Origin of the sequence: Paenibacillus sp. Soil787 (assembly GCF_001429545.1) — a bacterium.
Lineage (GTDB): Bacteria > Bacillota > Bacilli > Paenibacillales > NBRC-103111 > Paenibacillus_E.
In genome coordinates, this window is sequence record NZ_LMSP01000003.1 from 193485 (window position 1) to 211859 (window position 18375).

General features: G+C 41.9%; 14 protein-coding genes, 1 pseudogene and 1 riboswitch. All 15 genes and pseudogenes read right to left on the bottom strand.

Annotation, left to right across the window (positions count from 1 at the left end; translation table 11 throughout):
- Positions 1-1164: 1164 nt before the first annotated feature.
- On the bottom strand, positions 1165-2376 hold the full coding sequence (locus ASG93_RS06930; RefSeq protein ID WP_056830212.1) for a Ger(x)C family spore germination protein: 1212 nt from the start codon (positions 2374-2376) through the stop codon (positions 1165-1167).
- A complete protein-coding gene (locus ASG93_RS06935) occupies positions 2373-3461 on the bottom strand; it encodes a spore germination protein (RefSeq protein WP_056830214.1) in 1089 nt (362 codons plus the stop codon). Before ASG93_RS06935 ends, ASG93_RS06930 begins: the two co-directional genes overlap by 4 nt.
- Before the next feature lie 22 nt (positions 3462-3483).
- A complete protein-coding gene (locus tag ASG93_RS06940) occupies positions 3484-5022 on the bottom strand; it encodes a spore germination protein (protein WP_056830363.1) in 1539 nt (512 codons plus the stop codon).
- A gap of 846 nt (positions 5023-5868) precedes the next feature.
- On the bottom strand, positions 5869-6213 hold the full coding sequence (locus ASG93_RS33925) for an alpha-L-arabinofuranosidase C-terminal domain-containing protein (RefSeq protein WP_082614751.1): 345 nt from the start codon (positions 6211-6213) through the stop codon (positions 5869-5871).
- A 3-nt stretch (positions 6214-6216) separates the two neighbouring features.
- Complete coding sequence (locus ASG93_RS06955; RefSeq protein WP_056830220.1) at positions 6217-7053, bottom strand: carbohydrate ABC transporter permease; 837 nt, start codon at positions 7051-7053, stop codon at positions 6217-6219.
- A 3-nt stretch (positions 7054-7056) separates the two neighbouring features.
- The gene (locus tag ASG93_RS06960) at positions 7057-8016 is read right to left on the bottom strand and encodes a carbohydrate ABC transporter permease (protein ID WP_056830222.1); all 960 of its coding nucleotides are present in this window, start codon (positions 8014-8016) and stop codon (positions 7057-7059) included.
- A 71-nt stretch (positions 8017-8087) separates the two neighbouring features.
- On the bottom strand, positions 8088-9476 hold the full coding sequence (locus ASG93_RS06965) for an ABC transporter substrate-binding protein (RefSeq protein WP_056830224.1): 1389 nt from the start codon (positions 9474-9476) through the stop codon (positions 8088-8090).
- 120 nt (positions 9477-9596) lie between these two features.
- Positions 9597-12392, bottom strand: a complete 2796-nt coding sequence (locus tag ASG93_RS06970) for a sensor histidine kinase (protein WP_056830226.1) — start codon at positions 12390-12392, stop codon at positions 9597-9599.
- A gap of 23 nt (positions 12393-12415) precedes the next feature.
- Positions 12416-13723, bottom strand: a complete 1308-nt coding sequence (locus ASG93_RS06975; RefSeq protein ID WP_056830228.1) for a response regulator transcription factor — start codon at positions 13721-13723, stop codon at positions 12416-12418.
- 242 nt (positions 13724-13965) lie between these two features.
- A complete protein-coding gene (locus ASG93_RS06980) occupies positions 13966-14307 on the bottom strand; it encodes a hypothetical protein (RefSeq protein WP_056830230.1) in 342 nt (113 codons plus the stop codon).
- Between the two features lie 156 nt (positions 14308-14463).
- A complete protein-coding gene (locus ASG93_RS06985; RefSeq protein ID WP_056830232.1) occupies positions 14464-15219 on the bottom strand; it encodes a 3'-5' exonuclease in 756 nt (251 codons plus the stop codon).
- 404 nt (positions 15220-15623) lie between these two features.
- Complete coding sequence (locus ASG93_RS34885) at positions 15624-15770, bottom strand: hypothetical protein (RefSeq protein ID WP_156410825.1); 147 nt, start codon at positions 15768-15770, stop codon at positions 15624-15626.
- A gap of 158 nt (positions 15771-15928) precedes the next feature.
- Entirely contained in the window at positions 15929-16144 is a 216-nt protein-coding gene (locus ASG93_RS37080) for an aspartyl-phosphate phosphatase Spo0E family protein (protein ID WP_156410826.1), read from the bottom strand.
- Positions 16065-17354, bottom strand: a complete 1290-nt coding sequence (locus tag ASG93_RS06990; protein WP_414858845.1) for a pectate lyase family protein — start codon at positions 17352-17354, stop codon at positions 16065-16067. Before ASG93_RS06990 ends, ASG93_RS37080 begins: the two co-directional genes overlap by 80 nt.
- 3 nt (positions 17355-17357) lie before the next feature.
- Positions 17358-17957: pseudogene (locus ASG93_RS36225) on the bottom strand (family 16 glycoside hydrolase); the annotation flags it as partial.
- 193 nt (positions 17958-18150) lie between these two features.
- Positions 18151-18238: riboswitch (cyclic di-GMP riboswitch) on the bottom strand.
- Between the last annotated feature and the right edge of the window lie 137 nt (positions 18239-18375).

Sequence of the window (18375 nt, forward strand, 5' to 3'; positions counted from 1 at the left end):
AGTTCCCAGATGCGCTCTGGTTCATACCATGCCCGAACCGGACGTTGTTGCAGCCGCCAGGCCTCTTCGAGCATCATTCTCCACGACGTGCGCGGTTCGGTGTACGCATGAAGCGCCAGAAACGCACGGGCCGTAAACGTCTCGCCCTGCACAAAGGTCCTTTCCGCTTCGTATGCCTCACCGTAACGGTCGCGGCCATCGTAGGTCGCGGGCGTCTCTGCCTCCGGCCAGATCAGCCGATGGATGACTCGTCCTGCAGCCGGCACGAGTGAGCAGGAAAAACCTTGCATATCCCGGGGAGGCTCCCCGAACAAGGCCACGGCAATCCCGCTTCCCTCGGAGTAGGTAGCGCCGGCCACTGCCGTCCGATGCCACGCAAATACCCAAGGCTGCCCATCACGCTCCAGTCCTTTCGGCTCCAGGCCGCTGCCCCAACTGTTCCCGTTGTAGGTGACGGAAGGAATCATATAATACTCAGGCTCGTAGTCGGCAGCGAAATCCATCNAGTCCTTTCGGCTCCAGGCCGCTGCCCCAACTGTTCCCGTTGTAGGTGACGGAAGGAATCATATAATACTCAGGCTCGTAGTCGGCAGCGAAATCCATCGAAAGTTTGCACGCCGCGGGCGATTCGCCTCGATAGGTGAACTTCCTCGTCCACTGCACCAGTCCTTCCCTTAACTGTTCGAACGTATCGGTTACTGTGAAGCGTTCGTCCTCGAACGCCAAGACGTCGCCAATGGTCCTTTCGCCCAAGAGGAACCTATAGCCGTTGTCATTTTCACGTTGTTTCCAGTTGATCAGCACGCTCATCACCATTTCCCTCCAATATTTGACCGGGTAATCTAAAGAGTTCAAGAAAGCGCTTCAATTCGCCATCGTCATCATACTTAAAATCCCTTTGCATGCCCGGCGCAAAATACAATACTTTCGGCGTCTCGCCTCCAACGGGTTAGCAAACAGATCCTGGCCGGAAAGTCTCCAGGAAATCCTGTTGTTGCTGCTACGCTTAATACTAATATGTCTGTCCATGCGAAATCTGAAAAGCTTAAATAACGGAACATTGTTTAATAACGAGAAAACGGCGTATTTAAAAACGTAAATTTAGAGAAAACCTTCAAAACAAGCATAAACAGCTTTCGCCGTCTTCTGGTGGCAAAAGCTGATTCATTTTGTCTTTTCCGAACCTGTCGTACCATATTCTTTAATCGTTACATCTACGCTGAACTTAACAGGAACTTTACTAAAAGTTGTATCCCAATCTTTTTTTACTTTATCCCATACTTTAGGATATTTGATTCGTAATTGATCACCAAAGCCGGCAACGTCCGCCTGGTAATTCTTTTGAATCTTAACTAATGTTTCCTGGACTAATCGCTTCACTTCGGTTTCGGTGACTTTTTCGACTCTCTTCAGAAATTCATTTTCGAAGGCTTTTTCTTTCATCATCCAATGTTCAGAGAGAATTCCCTTTGATTCTATTTTCACTTCGAAAAAGATGTTGTCTCCTATCACATGAGGTTCAATTTTGCTTTTCATTGATGAAATCTCATACACCAATAGTTTCCCTGTTTCCTTATCAAAACATTTGACCATCCCCCCCTTACCTTTGCCGGTAATCCAGACTAACCCTTCCAATTCAACTTCGTTTAGAAAACCAACCAACTTGTTTGACTTACCTAGGATCACGCCGGCTCCGGCAAACTTCGTCTCTTTATCGGCTGATATGACATTCTGCAGGAGAAAGCTGGACTTTGAATGCATCTTGCCTATTAACTTCATTAATGGCATTGGAGGCAAAAGCCTATTCGTTCTGTTTTCGTTATCTGTAATCCCGAGCAAATTAAAAGAGGGGATCTGTGACGGATCCTCTAATTCCAAAGTCTTGCTGGCCAGCCCTTTGCTGATAAATACAAGAGCGCTCGGCCTAAATTCGTTATCCCGAATAAAGAAATCAAGGTATTGCTGCATACTGATCGTACGCGCAAGGTCCTCGCCGATTACTATGATTTTGAAGTGTCCCCCGGTAATGGGCCGATCCCTTCTTAAAGAGATTTCCCGAGTATTTTGTAACATGGAATCTCCCGTCTCAGAAATATTGGTGTATGGTCTTTGCTGCGAAGCGCCTCCCTTGCCTTCCCCGCCGGCTGCTTGCGGGTTGACAACCTGATACGTTACAGTAATCTTGTCTTTTTTAGGGTAACCGCCGCCATGTTCCTTCAGTTTTTGTTCAACCTGAGTCACGTCTCCTTTGTCCAGCGCCAACCCTACAGTTATGCCGAGATCTTCAATTTCTCTTCGGCTCCAACACCCGGAAAGGAACAAAAGTGAAATACCTAGAAGCCAAACAAAGAAAAATCTGAAGCTAATTTTTCTCACTCTTGTTCCCCCCTTGCTTTTGAGAAAATAAGCAGCAGCAGCATTAACCCGGTTAATAACAGGGAGAGATATCCGATAAAATCCGACAGTTTAAATAATTCATTGATGTTTTTAGGAATCGTGGCAGTAATGTAAATCGCGGGCAGTAAACCATATATAAACGGATGAATGTTTTTCCCTGTAAGCTGCGCCAACCCCAACGCCGCGCCATAATGGCAGATCGTATAGGTGGCAAACATTTGCATGATCCATATCACGAGAAACAAAGACTCAAACCGTTCAAAGAAGACGCCGCGCAACTCAAAGCTTCGCACCAGATCAATAGTTGGAAATGTCCTTGTGGTAACCCCGTCGACCGAAAACACCCCGATTACTATTACCATGGTAATGATGTAAAATATCATGGGAATGAGAATTCCGATCATAACCGCTGTTACTGCCTTGTTTGGCCGATTCATAAACGCCGAAATGAGCAAGATGACTTCAAACCCTGTATAAGCAAAGACTGTTGTCTCCATCCCTTTTATGACAGGCATGATGCCAGAACCGAGTACCGGACGCAGGTTATCCATCTCAAATAATGGAATCCCCAAAAACATTGTCAGAAAAAATATAATCACCGTGATAGGAAAAATGATTTCAAACAGACGAGCGATCGGGTTGATGCCGCCTAGTATCAAATAGAGGCCTACCCATACAAATGAGATCATGACAGCCCAACTGGGGGTTCCCTCTAGCAGGAACAACCCGGTCACTTCCGCCAACGCACGAAGCTCGAAACCGCATAGTAAGACAAAGTAAACAAGTAAAGGGAGACTGAGCAACCAGCCCATCCATTTTCCCATCATTTCCAGACTGTACTGAAAAAATGTTTTGCTGGGATACCGTTGATTTAGTTTAGCCATAATTACCCCCGCTATCATGGCGACCAAACCGCCAAGGATAACGCTTATCCATACATCAGGCGTATTCGCTTTCTCTACAGATGTTCTGGGCAAGGTGAGGATCGCAACTCCAAGAATGATATTGGTTACTAGAACAACTGCCTGCGGAGTCGTAATTCGGTCTTCTGGGATGGGTATCATTGCTTGCTCCTTTCATAGTTGGTTATCGTTTACGCACCGGGTTTTTTGTATGCATCATTTTGGGACGACGTTTCATTAGCATAGGCGGCATCCGCACCAAAAAATCTTTCCAGTCACTCATCAGATAAGAAACCGCCGGACTCGCGTAAGGTACGCCGAAACTCTTCATCTTAACCAGATGACTGCAAAGCAGCAAGAAGAACAGAATGACCCCGTACAATCCAAAGACAGCGGCACTAAACATCGCTGCAAAGCGAAGCATGCGAAGCGAAAGCCCTACGCTGTACTGCGGGATGGCAAAGGAGGAAATGGCCGTTATCGCCACGACAATCACCATGATTGGGCTGACAATTCCCGCTTTTACGGCGGCTTCACCAATGACAAGACCACCGACAATACCAATGGCTTGACCAACCGGTTTTGGCAGACGCAGTCCGGCTTCCCTTAAAATCTCGATAGAAACTTCCATAATGACGGCTTCAATCCACGAGGGAAATGGAACACCTTCTCGTGTTGCAGCGATTGAAATAGCCAGCTTGGTCGGAATCAATCCCTGATGAAAAGAGATGAACGATATATATAAGGAAGGTGCGAACGTAGAAATTAGTGCCGCCAAAAAACGCAAAAGCCGAATCAGTGATGCGGGAATCCAGCGTTCATAGTAGTCTTCCGGTGATTGAATGAACATGCTTAACGTAACCGGCACAATCAGGGCAAAAGGGGAACCGTCCAACAGGATGGCTACTCGACCTTCCAGTAACCCGCCTATCACACGGTCCGGTCGTTCCGAGCTCTGTGACTGCGGAAAGGGACTAATGTAATTATCTTGGATGAATTGCTCCACACTACCTGAATCCGGAACATTATCGATTTTAATATTCCCGATTCTTTTCCGTACCTCTTCCACTAAATCTGGATTGGCAATATCATTGATGTAGGCGATGATCAAATCTTTTTTCACGCGTTGTCCTACTTCAAATCGAGTAATCGTTAAGCTGTCATTTTCACCGTGCTGCCTTAAAAGTGCGATATTATCGCTTAGATTCTCATTGAAACCGATCCTCGGACCTCTTACCAATGATTCGGAAGCAGGTTCTTCAATACCACGCGATTTCATTTTCCTCGTACCGAGAATGAGCACGTCTGGCGAACCGTCAATCATGAGGGCAGTCGAGCCTCTCCATACTTCGGATACCATTTCATGTAAACCTTCTACTTCTTTGACGCGACTGACGGTTAGGACTTGATTCGTAAGAAAATCCAGAGAAACCCCATCTTCCTTGCAAACAGCATCCCTTGAAAAGTCAGACATAAGTGAATTCATAATTTGCTTTTGAATTAAATCAAGATCTACTAAACCGTTCACAAAAACAAGGGCCGCTTGAATACCAGTATGCCCTAAGAGAAATGCTCGGAAAGTGACATCGGCATTATGTCCAATCTCTTGTCTGACAAGTTCCAGATCTTTCGAAAGGTCACCGGAAAATGGAGTGGGAGAATGATGTGGGGAATCATGTGGGGAATTATATTCATTTACTTTCAAATGAGCTTTTGAGAACATCTTTGATATGCTAAATGGAATGACAGCCGCAAGAACGGCTTGTATAAGAATCTTCCATTCCGGAAGATAGGAAACAATAGTTTTCCACATTTTTCATCACCTTACCTGTATTGTGCATCAAACGGAAAATGATTATACAAACTGTCCAAATGTGCTTATTGAGCAAATGTTCCTCCATTTGAAGACTCCTGGGTCTTTCGCTTGGCTTGGGTCAACGTAACAGGCGTCGAACATCAATGCCATTTTTGGTGAAATATGCACCTTTAGGTTGCGGTTTATCCAGGGAACTGGTCGCGAGGTCGAGTGGCGGATAATCCAGTATCTGGAAACAAATTGGAATTCCCCTTCTTTCTTTGCCTTCATGCAGGTGACCGTGCTTATTGGACATAAGCTGAGGTACCATCATTTCATTGGAGAAACTCCAATGGTTCAAGGATATTTACAAAAATGAAATTCAACAAGGAGTCGCTCCCCATTCTCTCTAGCTTTGTAGCTATCGATTCTGTCAGATTTTTAACAGACGGTCCATAAATATGGGAGTTGGTTTCCTCACCCGTAGTGTCAACATAGTGTGTCATTTTATGTTAATACCCGTTTTTTATCCTGTTGTACTCTTCCATTGTTATTGAAAGCACAGTTAGTAAGGCATTTGCTTCCCTCTCTGACGATGTTCTTTCAGCTTCCCCTTTACTTCGTATTCAAACAGTTGGTAAGGCTCAAGTCGGTGGCAAGAATATAAAATTTGCCGTACTTTGTTCTTACTGCTCTCACTATCAATAACAAGAAACAGCTGTCACTCAATGAATGACGGCTGTTTTATTTACGCATTTGTTTTCGCAATACTCTTTATTTCACTCTGAATACAGTAATGGAATGTTTGGGAAAATCGTAGTGAAAACTGCAGCCTTCTGTACGGAATTCCTTTTGTTTCGGCAGCACCCGTTCAGGCGACTCAAATGTATTTTCATCATCCAGCGCATGGCCGGACATCTCGTATACATCAACGGTCAAAGACGTTTTATGCAAATCCGCCAAAGCAATCTGTGCGCGAACGCTATTCTCCTGTACATTGACAAGAAGAAAATGCCGAACAAGTCTCCTAATTCCGCACCAGGCTTTTGTGTATAGACAGTTAATGTTGGTTGTGTGGCCCTCATATCCCGAAGGCGCTGATCGCCGTAAGCTTTCCAACTTCTACCCTTTAACACCGGAAGTGACGACCCCTTCAATTAAGAACCGTTGACCGATAAAAAACAATAGAATGACCGGCAGCATAAACAGAAGGGATGCAGCTGCCGCAACTTGCTGTATAACAATGGTTGCATTTCCTGGCATTGTATAGCCTACAGTACCTAACGCAGCGGCCAGCGGGTAATTGGATTCGTTCAGAAACATGAATGGACCGATAAAATCTCCCCATGAGCCTTGAAAGCTCATAATCGAAACCGTCGCCATCACAGGCAGCGAAAGCGGGAGGAATATATTCCAATACGTACGGAAGATCGAGCATCCATCTATCCTTGCTGCTTCTTCCAATTCCTTAGGAATCGCTGAAAAGAATTGTCTGTATAGAAATATAAATAGTGCCGAGCCGCCAATCCCCCAGATTAACCAAGGATAAAATGTATTGAGCAAACCATATTGATGAAATAAAAGAAAGGTCGGAATCTGCGTCACAATCCCAGGCACCATCATCGTTGATAAGACAATCATAAACAACAACTTCTTGCCGGGCGCTTGAATCCGCGAAAAAGCATATCCGACTAACCCGCTTGAAAAAGTCGTCGTAGCGACAGAAATAACGCAGATAATGACCGTGTTTTTCAAATATTTCCAAAAATCAATCATGGTTGTCGCAAACTTATAATTTTCGATATGGAAGCCTTGCGGCAAAAATCCCGGTATCGAGAACCATGGGCTTAATGAATTGGATGCCGTTAGAAAAAGCGGAATGATAAAAACGACAGAAAATACAAGCAATAAAGCATAAACCAAATACAGACCAAACCGACTTGCCCCTGTGTTCTCCATCTTCTATCCCTCCTGATCCGTTTCATAATAGACCCAATATTTGCTTGTCGCAAAGACAACAACCGTAAGCAGAAGAATGACGATAAACATGATCCAAAGCAAAGCCATCCCGTAAGCATACCGTTGGAAGGCAAACACCTGCTGGAAGGCATGTACGGCGTATAAGTAATTGGGCCGGATAGGAGCATCTAAAAACTTTAACCCAGTTAAGAGTATGGGTTGAATGTACATTTGAAACGCATTTATGATTCCCGTAACAACATTAAAGAAAATAACCGGAGTCATTAAAGGCATAGTAATGCTTATAAACCGTTTAAAAGCAGAGGCGCCGTCAATGGCTGAGGCTTCGTACAAGTCTCTCGAGATGCCCTTTAATCCGGCAAGATTGATTAGAATAGACCCACCCGCTCCCCATAGCATCATAATGACCAATGAAAGGGTGGCGTGATCATATCCCAGCCAGCTTACGGAAGGAAGGTGAAGAAAACTTAAAATATTGTTGATGATGCCATCCTTGTCAGCATACATAAAACGGAACATTAAACCTATGGAAACGACGGGAACAATAGACGGGAGGTAAAAGATCGTCCGATAAATCCCCATTCCTCTAATTTTTTGATTTAATAACAACGCCAGCAGCAAGCCAATGAGTGTTGCGATAGGCACATATAGGATGGTAATAAGAAATGTTCTCCCAAGAGCATACATGGCGTCCGTATCTGTGAAAACATTTTTATAATTTTGCAGCCCTACTAATTTTAAATGGTTAATGTTAAATCCGACAAAATTGGTAAAGCTTAAATAGAGACCATAGAGTAAAGGATATAAACCAAAAATCAAAAAAACAATGAACCATGGTGAAATCATCAAGTAAAATGCCGCCGTACGGCGCGTCTTTTCACTTATTCCCTTACGAGCTTTGCTCTTTCCAACCGTTGTCGCGCTCAGAGCAGGTGTATGCATGGCAGGTTCTCTCCTCTTTATTTAAGAGGGAGAGCGCAGGCTAAGCTCCCCCTCGGGTATGCATTCCTTATTTACTTGCTTGATGCTGCGCTTTTAGCTTCCTCAATAATTTTGTTCGCATCTTTATTTAAGGCAATCATCGCGTCATCCAGTGTTGCTTTACCAAAATAGACAGGCGTTAATTGCTTCTTCAAAAGGGTGTCTCCATTTAACAAGTAAGGGTTCATTTCGATAAATTTACCGCTGTATTTCAATTCATCTTGAAGGACTGCGTATGTTTTTTTGTCAAATACGGTTTCTTGTGGAATCATCGGAAGCATATGTTTATAGGCAGGAACTCCCCAACCGCTTTTCGCGCGATCTTCCGCTGGTTTACCGCCAAAAAACCATTCATATACTTTCCATGCTTCTTTTGGATGCTTCGTTGCCTTATTTATAATGGCGCCTGTTGCTGAGCCAGTAGGAGATATGCGTGTTCCGCCATCAGCAATTGGAGCAGGAAGCATAAGATAGTCGTCTAAATGCGTTTTTGCTTTTTCATCACCGCGCAGCACCCCTGAAAACCAATAACCGGATTGATACATGGCCAATTTATCAGCCAGAAAGACTTCGCCTCCCCACCCTGCTTTATCTTGGTTAACTAGGTTCGGTCCATAGTTGCCTTTAACCCCGTCTACCCATAACTGTAAGGCTTGTTTGACTTCCGGTTTTGTAAAGTCAATTTTACCGTAATCGTCTGTGGAGAGCTTTACACCTTTACTCAATAAATATTCCATCAAATAGGGTAAATCCGCTTCTCCCTTCCCACCTTCTGATAGACCGTATTGCGTGACCGTATCGCCATTTTTAATTGTTAATTTTTTTGCAAGATCGAAAAGCTGGCTGTATGTCATGGGGACGGTTTCACTCGGGATTGGGACGCCGGCCGCAGCAAACAATTTCTTATTAATCCATATCGTGAAATCCGAAGAAAAATCTTTAGGAATGCCGTAGATAGGGCCTTGGCCTTGTACCTTTCCGTCAAAGCGGTAAACATCAACCGCAGAAACAAAATCATCTTTCTTTATCACTGTACTTGTATCAATGAGTTTGGTTAAATCCATAGCAATGCCGCGAATGACATAGGACGGGAGATCGTTTACGCCAGTCAACCGAATAATGTCCGGTGCTTCGCCAGTTGCTAATTGAGCAGCTAGTTTCGTAGTATCTCCATCTTCTCTTTGAATTTTAATGGTCGGATTTGCCGTTTCAAATTCTTTGATTTGGTCCTTGGTAATTTCACCGTCATTCATGTTGAAACGTACCGTTACAGGTGCGCCGTTATCCGCCGAAGCTGTAGACGAAGTGCTAGTGCCCCCGGCAGTCGTGTTTTCGGTTGTCGTTTTTGCACTGCCGCAAGCCGATAGAAACAATGCGGTTGAAAGGATAAGAACGAGAGGCTTAGCGAAATTCTTTATCAATTTAGACCCTCCTAGAAGTTTTTTATATTGAGAGCGTTTTCTTTCTCTCTGATTAAAGTATATTGCTTGCAGGAGGAGACCTCAATCCGGTAAAATGACGACTTCTATGGTATTTTGCGGTTATTCCTGATAGAGAGGAAACGAAATGGTTACCGTCGTTCCTTTCATTGGGCTGCTGCCCACCTTCATGGCTACTTGTTCTTTATAGAACAAATGGAGGCGATGGTACACATTGCTCAATCCGATGCCGCCTTTATTTTCGTATCCGCCGATATGATTATCCAAGCTCTTCTGAATCTCTGCATTCACCCTTATAACTGTATCCGTATCCATTCCAATACCATTATCACTAACTTCAATGAACAGCAGCTCATCATTTTCAAATGCTTTTATTCGTATGACCCCGCCTTCTTCGAAGCCGGACAAACCATGCTTCAAGCAATTTTCAACGATTGGCTGCAGGATGAATTTGACTACAGCAAAGTGGGTCAAGTGTTCAGGGACCTCTAATTCATATTTGAATTGATCGCCAAATCGGACTTGTTGAATGGACATATAGTTCTGCACATGGTTCAGCTCCATCGCAAGCGGCACCTTCCCTACCCCATTGCTTACGCTGTAGCGGAACATTTCGGCCAATGAACTGACAATCAGACTTATTTCACTATTTCCGTTTTTCATACTCCGCATATTGATCGCTTCAAGCGTATTGTATAAAAAATGAGGATTGATCTGCGCTTGCAGCATTTTCAACTCCGCTTGGGTCTTTAAGGACAGCAACTCATTTTCCCTTAGTTTATTTGTTGCATTTTCCTCCATTATTTTCATATTCTCGTGAATCACGCCATTTAATCTTAGAACCATATCATTATGGCTTCGAATAATCTCGCCAATCTCGTTATTCCCGCTATAGCTCGTCATATGGCTGAAATCCCCCTTGCCAACGATCCTCATCGTTCGTTTCAGCATTTCGACAGGCTTTAGTAAGAAGGAAGCGATAATAAACGAAATAATAATGGACAATATAAGAATGAGAACGATAATTAGCAATAATCTATAATAATATTGACTGTTTTTAAGAACAATATCTTCATAGGAATATTCAATGCTCAGCTGCCATTGCGTGTCTGGTATTAGGCCTGACCATAGCAAAGAATTCAATTGTTTAGTAGAAAATGGCTGGAAAGAATATATTGGCTTGCCTTGCGAGTCTTTAATTCCAACGGTTGACTCCATCGGACTAACCTCTGTTAGAAATGAATCCCTTGGAACCAGCAACAAATAACTTTGGGTTATGCTGCCCTTATGCCAATAATTAATTCGTTTGATTATCGCTGGTGTGGTGTGATTGAACACATCCGTATATCCGGAAATCCAATAAGGAGCGTCTCTTTCCGCCAGATTATCGACTTCGATATTAAACATTTCGGGATTGTTTGAAAAAATAGATGAATAAAAACTATGCCCGTTGCTATCAAATAAGACAAAATAGTTGACTTCATTCAACCCGGGGAACATGGATAAATTAATGGGTGATTTTATATTCCGGAAGGCAACCGAACGCAAAGCATCCAGATCCTGTTGAGTGGTAAGGTATTCTTGCAATTGTCTGCTTGCGGATAACTGGTTAATTAACTGATTCATAAAGTCCATACGGTTTTGGATGGATACGTTCATAAACTCTCCCACCTCATGAACCGTTTCTTTCATTTGGTTTTGGACGGCTTGGTTCAAAACCCGGGAATATAAAAACCCGTCCGATAGGGTTGGAATAATGACGGCAATCGAAAAGATCATGATCAGCTTGGTGCGAAGCGATAATGAATTTATTCCTTTTTTTATCCACTCATCCGAGATGTATTTCAAAATCAACTCATCCGACCGCACCTGATCTTGCATTTTTTTTGTTAACATCAAGTACGGATAAAAAATTTTCTTTGTATAAAAATAACTAATCAAAAAGGTAACAAATGCAGTAAGACAAGATAATGCAATAAAAACAGAAAAAATGGACTTTTTAGAAAAGAGCACAAAATCTGAAGTTTGCTTAAAAATGACACGATACGGGTATGGATTTAATTCCTTTTCTAGCTTTACACATGTTTGACAATTGGTTTGAGTGTGATTATCTGCCAACACTAGCGGATCAGCGGATGACCAGACCAGCTCATCTTTATGGTTTAGAATCGAAAATTGATAGTCGTCGGAATAATCATCAGGCAAGCCAGACCGGAATAAATCGTTATTTAACTCCATAATGATAAGCACGCCATTCACATTTCCGTTTGAAATGACAAGTTTATTATTCAAGCCATTAATAAAGCTAGACAGTTCAGCTTTTCTTTCAACATTGATATTAAGCTGATTACTCATTGTGAGATGTTCAAAGTCATTTGGCGAATATCGGGTCAACCGATTATTATCTTTCAAAAAAACTTGATCCATATTATTTTCTTGAAGTAGGTCCATTCTCAGGTTGGGAAGCTCATCTAAGGTTGCACGGTCCGTATCTTTACTAAATGACAATTGATTCATATCGCTGCCTATAAAATAAATTCGCCGCACCATTTTGGTTGATAAATGAAGATCGTTTAATTTACTTAATAAATCGTTTTTTTGCTGAGTGACTGTTGTCAAATCCCGTACATTCATAGAGCTTTTAAAAAAATCACTAAAGTCCGGGGATTGCAGCAGTTGCATCAAATTGCTAAGTTCACCGAATTGTGTCAATGTATTTTTGTAAAATTGGTTCGATACATTGGTCTCTCTTTTATCCTGGACGGAATGATTCATATTATTCACATAAGACAGCCCAATAGTAAGAAGCACAATTTGTGCCAGTAAGGTGAGCAATACAGAGACAATAATGATGTTTCTGCGTGTGGGACTAAGCTTGTTGAAATACGGGTTTGCCATCCTATCAGCAGCCCCTTTCTATCCTAATTTGCTGCATCTCTATATTCCATCGGTGTTTTACCCGTATGTTTTTTAAATATCTCTGAGAAATAAGCCTGATCTGAATAACCGACTAACTCAGCAATCTCATATATTTTAAAGCGAACATCCGCTAATAGCTCAATCGCTTTATTCAACCGTTGCGATGTCACAAATTGCAAATACGATTCCCCGGATTCACGGAAAAGCGCACTCAAATGGCCGGGAGTTACATGTACTTCATTGGCTACTTGCTTTAAAGTAATACTTTGATGGAAATTGTGCTTTATAAATTGTTTAGCTTGTTGCACAACCATGCTATCTTTCTTTTTATCTTTGGCATGGCTCATTGAAGTCGATTCTTTAGCAGCTGTAACGTCCAGCTCTTCAGCTTGTACAAGTTCGCTGTATTCAAGATTGCTGTCTTCTTCGGGCGAGTTTTCCAATAGTTGCTTGGCAGATTGAGCTGAACTCCATATCTCTGTTAAATGCTGTGCGGGTTTTCCGATACTTAGCGAGAGAGTTGATTTTAACAAACCCATAAATTTGGTCAGCTGCCGTTTGACTTGAATAAAATCATCTTTAGGCGTAGATTTCGCAGTAAGCAAATAAAATTCTGCATTTTCTTTATTAACAAGATGATAAGCTGATCCTTGCATATCCCAAATATCGTATAAAATATTATCCAAAGAAAAAGCAATCAGCTTCAATTCACGATCTGATACCATTTTTGTGTTTAAAGATATTCGATCAAGCCGAATCAACGCAACTGTGTATGCGAGGCCATCGAGTAAAATTTCGCTCTCCGAACATCCCAGCTCAATATCATCCACCGACATCCTGCTCTTGAATAACATGGTTAGGAACTCTTCCCGCAGAAGCTTCGACAACAGCATCTCTTTGCGAACAAGAACGGATTTTCTGAGTTCCTCCTGTTTTTCAGCATCCAACTTGCGAACCAATCTCTCAAAAGTTTGAAATAGAATGTCAAATTGAGTAGGTTTCAATAAATAATCAACGGCACCATTTTTCAACGCTTTTTGCGCATAATCAAAATCGCTGTGGCCTGATAATATAATGACTCGAATGTACGGTTGTTGCCGCAGCAAAACAGTCATCAATTCAATCCCATCCATAAATGGCATTCGAATATCAGTCAATACAATATCTATGGGATGTTCCGAAATAAATTGCAACGCTTCTAGACCATGTTTTGCGGACCCCATTAATTTCACACCCATGGTTTGCCATGGAATAGCTGATAAGCCTTCACGAATTTCTATTTCGTCATCGACAATGAGTAAATTATACATGTGAAACGCCTCCCTCCTGATACCTATCGGTGAAATAACAGGATTGCTGTCTATACCCTTCGTTTGAAACCGTTTTCATCTTCATGTATCCTTTCATTCATTCCATTATGCCAAATCCGATAAAGTTTGAACAGCGTATCCATTTTTTTGGAATCAAACAAAAAAAAGCCAGCACTGGTTCTCAACGCTGGACACGATATCGCACCTGAATTGGTGATAATGATGATTCTTTATGATTGCGGTTATTGAATGGTGATCATGTAAGAGGCCCGATCCGTTTGAATCTCCATTCCTTTTTCATTTTGAATACCATGGAAGTTTCCGTCGAATGGAATTTCGTAGCTATCTTCAGGAAGGCTTTGCTTTTCACCATCATGTGTCTGGATGCTTCCACTTCCGCGCAGTACGATCGCTTTGGGCGATAAATAGGCGTCTAAGGTGTCTGAAAAGCTCACGACTCCAACTTCATGTACGTTAATTTCTATCTGATCTATATCTTGTTGATCTTCTTTTTTAATCATGATGCTCTTGTCTTTATTGGCTTCAAACCAGCTACAAACCTCTTGCATAGTTAAATCGCCCATCGTATTATCCATCCCTTACTTTATTTTATTTTATGTAAGCATAAGTATTCTTTACATTAGTGTGGATCGGCTATTCTATACTTTAGGTAGTAATAATTGTTATTCTTTTATGTTCGATAAATACAAAAAGACCCCATTCATAGGGGTCTACGCCATTTACGCATATAATAATTTTTTTGTTTTACGACCATACTTCATATGTGCAAACTTCATAAAGAGATTTTGAACCATTCTGATTTCGTGATCAGCTAAGTTCATGATGGCGATATACTTCTGCGTATTCCGATCCTTTAAAAAATCGTCCCAACTTAACATCTGGTCATTTTCAATAGCATTGTCAAGCGACATAAGGATCCATTTCTTGATGCCACCCGTACATATTTTCACAGGATCTGGGGTGAAATAGTTGATATCACTTATGATTCCTAGTTTGAGCTTCAATAAAAGAGTAGCATTTAAAGCATCATCCAGTGCAGAATGACTTTGTCCGATGAACTGAAGGCCATGATCCTCTAGAGCTTGCTGTAAGCCTCCATCAAAATGACGCGTCATGTCCAACAATTGAGTAGTGATCCATTCTGTATGAACATGATTTACTTTGCAATCAACCATTAAAGTGAAGAAATCGTTGGCGCCCCATGCGATCAGCTTATAATCTGTGCCGCAAAATTTTTTGAATCTTTTAATAACCGCTTCAAAAGGCTTGCTTTTTAATAACGTTTCTTTTGTAATACCGCAAAACTGCAATGCAAATTTATTTAAAGGAAATTTAGGACGAATAAAGCTTTGGAATGTCTCGATAATTTCCATCTGCTCATTTAATTTTACAGCCCCAATTTCAATAATCTCCATAGGATAAATGTCATAATGCTGCCTACCGTTGAATTCGAAATCGATAACGATGTAATGCATACTCTATTCACCTCATTACTTCTCATATACCATGTACATAAAAATGAGACCATGATGGATACGAATGTACCATATTCTCTTCATCTACTCAATCCTTCAATTCTTCCCAAGTCATTTTACTAAAAAAAGCCCTCCGTCCATAGGGATAAAGGGCTAGGACATGCTATTTGATTTCTTCTTCTTCTTCGGGAAAATTGGCCTGAATGTCGCCTTGACCGCTATCCGGTTCATTGCTCGTTATGGAGGTTAATACCACAGATGCAATGCCTAGATAGCATCACTCGAATTCAGCGTGGCATGAATGGTCACCAATTTATGATTCGCTGGCCGGCCAATATTCCATTCCCACTCGTATGCGCACTTGCGTGATGAACAAGGAAATTGCTTATGAACGGAATAGGTTTTTACGTTTCACCTTTTTGTTGCATGGAGTCGTTCATATCTGATTCTATATTCCAACTTAACTTCGGTTGAACAGCATCAATACCCATTTTAATCAAATAATCAGTACGCAAATTCAATATTTTGAACATATTTTCTCCCTCTTTCATCTCTAGTGAAGTTTCCTTATTGATCGTATGTTCGTAATGATTTCTCGAAGTGGAAGAATACTCCTCAAAATATCGCAAAACAAACAAAGAATAGTTCTTTCTTAACTTCGAACGACGTCAGTGTGGCATTGACCGTCAAAATAAAATCAAGCGTGCAGCTAAAACGCTGCACGCTTGATTTTATTAAGTTTATTCAAAAGATCATCCAATTCTTGAGATAACCCCAGCAGCAATTCCGAACGAAGATCATTCCTATTCCCTACTTGAATCCCTCGTAGGTTTCGGACGGTTTTATTAAAAATATTGAACTTTTCCTGCTCCGGCGTTAGCCGGGACAAGGGTTGGGATATCGCTTGTTGCGTCAATCGTTCCATGTAATGTAGGTGTCCAGCCCACAGATATGCTTAAGCCTGCGCTTGAAGCAACATTTACACTTGAACCGTTTAGTACTGTACCAGAATCATTAAGAGTGGTACCGCCAAAAACACCTGCAATGTTAGAAGCACTTATTCCAGGGACACTAATATAATTGTTTTGAGCGTAAATTTTTGAAGATTTTCCTACGCCCCAAGAATAGGAATATGCGTACGTGCCACTGGTGCTTCCTTCATAGTAGTTGTTATAAATATGGACTTGCCCGAAGCGCACTCGTGGAGCGCGTTGCACCACGTTTTGATAATAGTTATGATGGTATGTGACTCTGAGATGCCCAATATCCGCAGTGGCGCTGTCACTTGAACCTACCAGACCGAGTTTGTCGTGATCATGGTAGTAATTGTAAGAAACTGTAATAAGATCAGCTGCATTGCTGATATCCATTGTTCCATCGTGATGTTGATATTCGCGTCCATAGTAAGTTCCATTCAAACTGTCAGGACGTGCTCCGTCATCAAACGTACAATGGTCGATCCATACATGAGTGGTTCCTTTTATTGTAATATTATCGAACATCGAGTTCCAGTTACCTGTGCTTCCGTCCGTCGGATCCCACTGCGGGAAGTAATCGTAAGCATCCTGGAATTCAATATTCCGGATAATGATATTGTCCACACCGCTCTTGAGATACAGATTTCCACCCAGAATTTTAGCAGTTGTACCTATTCCAACAATGGTAGTGTTAGAAGGAATAGCAACTACGACCCTGTTCGCTTGATTGGTTTCAGACCTCTTTCTGGCATCTTCTTGAGAGCCAGACGGAAGGTTGGAGGTGCCCCATACGGAAGGATCATAAGTTGCCAAATATGTATTGAAATCATAAGCAGAATCTTTATAATCACTGAATCCTAACGGGTTATTGTTATCATCGACGTTAAAATCTATCGTTCCTTGTACATTGATAATTTTAGGTGTAGTGCTGCCGCTGCCTAAGGCTGCAACAAATTGGTTGCGATTGGTTACAGTATAAGTGTGTTCGGCATCAGCTGAAGAGCCACCAGTAGTTCCTGTAGTAAAAGCTCCCCACCCATCATTATTTTCTAAAACTTGTTTACCTAGTAGTGTTGGTGTTGGTGTTGGTGTTGCCGTTGGTACTGCCGTTGGTGCTGCCGTTGGTGTCGGAGTTGGTGTTGTCGTATCCGAAACAATAACATTGTCATACTTGGTAACAGTTTTATAGGCATCAAGCCCCACAGCACCAGCCGTTAAGCTTGTGTCAGTAGTTGTGAGTTGTAACACACCGTTTACATACATACTTAATGTAGAGTCGATCATTTCAAGTTTTACAGTATACCAAGTGCCTGCCGCAAGCGCATATGCTTTGCTTGCTAAAGTCGTCGACGATCCGCCCACTTTTTTCCTAATTTCTAGTGTACCGCCGCTGCTGTTAAATAAGGATGCGGCGTAGAAGTTGTTTCCGTCGGCATATCTGCCCGCAACATATGCTCGATTGGTACCATTGAAGTTGTCCACTTTTACATCAGCTTGAATGCTGTAATTTGTCCAAGATTGATTGCCTGCGGAAGTTCTACCTTCATTGGTGCTAGATTGATAGTAAACATAAGAGCCCCCATCCTGTACGACCGACCAGGTTCCCATAGTAGCTGTCCAGTTATTCGCATTACCATTTTCGAAATCATCGCTGAATAGCGTAGCAGCAGAGATGGAATTAATCATAAATAAGCTTAGAAAAATAGTGAAACACAAGCTAATTGCTGTACTTTTTAATAAAACCTTCTTACTCATATTCATTTGTAAGCCTCCTAGGATAGTGGATAAAAGAACATTTAAAACGAAATGTCTTCATGGGGACTCTCTCTTCTCCATACTTTAGTAGTTATAGCACTTTGCGATTATTTCATCTCTCCACCGTAAATCATAGTTTTTGAAATATAACAAAACCTTTCTTGCCGGTACAGGAAAGGTTCTCACGATTACCTCTTCCTTCGGTGGCTGGCTGGCATGCAGCTTAAACTGCGGGAGCCCCTTTAGCTTTGCGTCGCTGGCTTTCGCCAGTTTTGCCCTTATCGAGAACGATATTAAAAAATTTGTCGAAATATTACTGAAACGATGACAACATAATACTATACGAGATATAAATTATTTCAAATAGACCTTTTTTCCTGTTTCTGACACCTTAACTCAATTCTTTATCCCTAGACGATTGAAA

What these genes read in the sequence shown, in the direction of transcription:
- ASG93_RS34885 (WP_156410825.1), bottom strand. Translation starts at nt 15,770, where the DNA reads ATGAAAGAGGGAGAAAATATGTTCAAAATATTGAATTTGCGTACTGAT.
- ASG93_RS06975 (WP_056830228.1), bottom strand. Translation starts at nt 13,723, where the DNA reads ATGTATAATTTACTCATTGTCGATGACGAAATAGAAATTCGTGAAGGC.
- ASG93_RS37080 (WP_156410826.1), bottom strand. Translation starts at nt 16,144, where the DNA reads ATGGAACGATTGACGCAACAAGCGATATCCCAACCCTTGTCCCGGCTA.
- ASG93_RS06940 (WP_056830363.1), bottom strand. Translation starts at nt 5,022, where the DNA reads ATGTTCTCAAAAGCTCATTTGAAAGTAAATGAATATAATTCCCCACAT.
- ASG93_RS06985 (WP_056830232.1), bottom strand. Translation starts at nt 15,219, where the DNA reads ATGCATTACATCGTTATCGATTTCGAATTCAACGGTAGGCAGCATTAT.
- ASG93_RS06935 (WP_056830214.1), bottom strand. Translation starts at nt 3,461, where the DNA reads ATGATACCCATCCCAGAAGACCGAATTACGACTCCGCAGGCAGTTGTT.
- ASG93_RS06955 (WP_056830220.1), bottom strand. Translation starts at nt 7,053, where the DNA reads ATGGAGAACACAGGGGCAAGTCGGTTTGGTCTGTATTTGGTTTATGCT.
- ASG93_RS06970 (WP_056830226.1), bottom strand. Translation starts at nt 12,392, where the DNA reads ATGGCAAACCCGTATTTCAACAAGCTTAGTCCCACACGCAGAAACATC.
- ASG93_RS06980 (WP_056830230.1), bottom strand. Translation starts at nt 14,307, where the DNA reads ATGGGCGATTTAACTATGCAAGAGGTTTGTAGCTGGTTTGAAGCCAAT.
- ASG93_RS06960 (WP_056830222.1), bottom strand. Translation starts at nt 8,016, where the DNA reads ATGCATACACCTGCTCTGAGCGCGACAACGGTTGGAAAGAGCAAAGCT.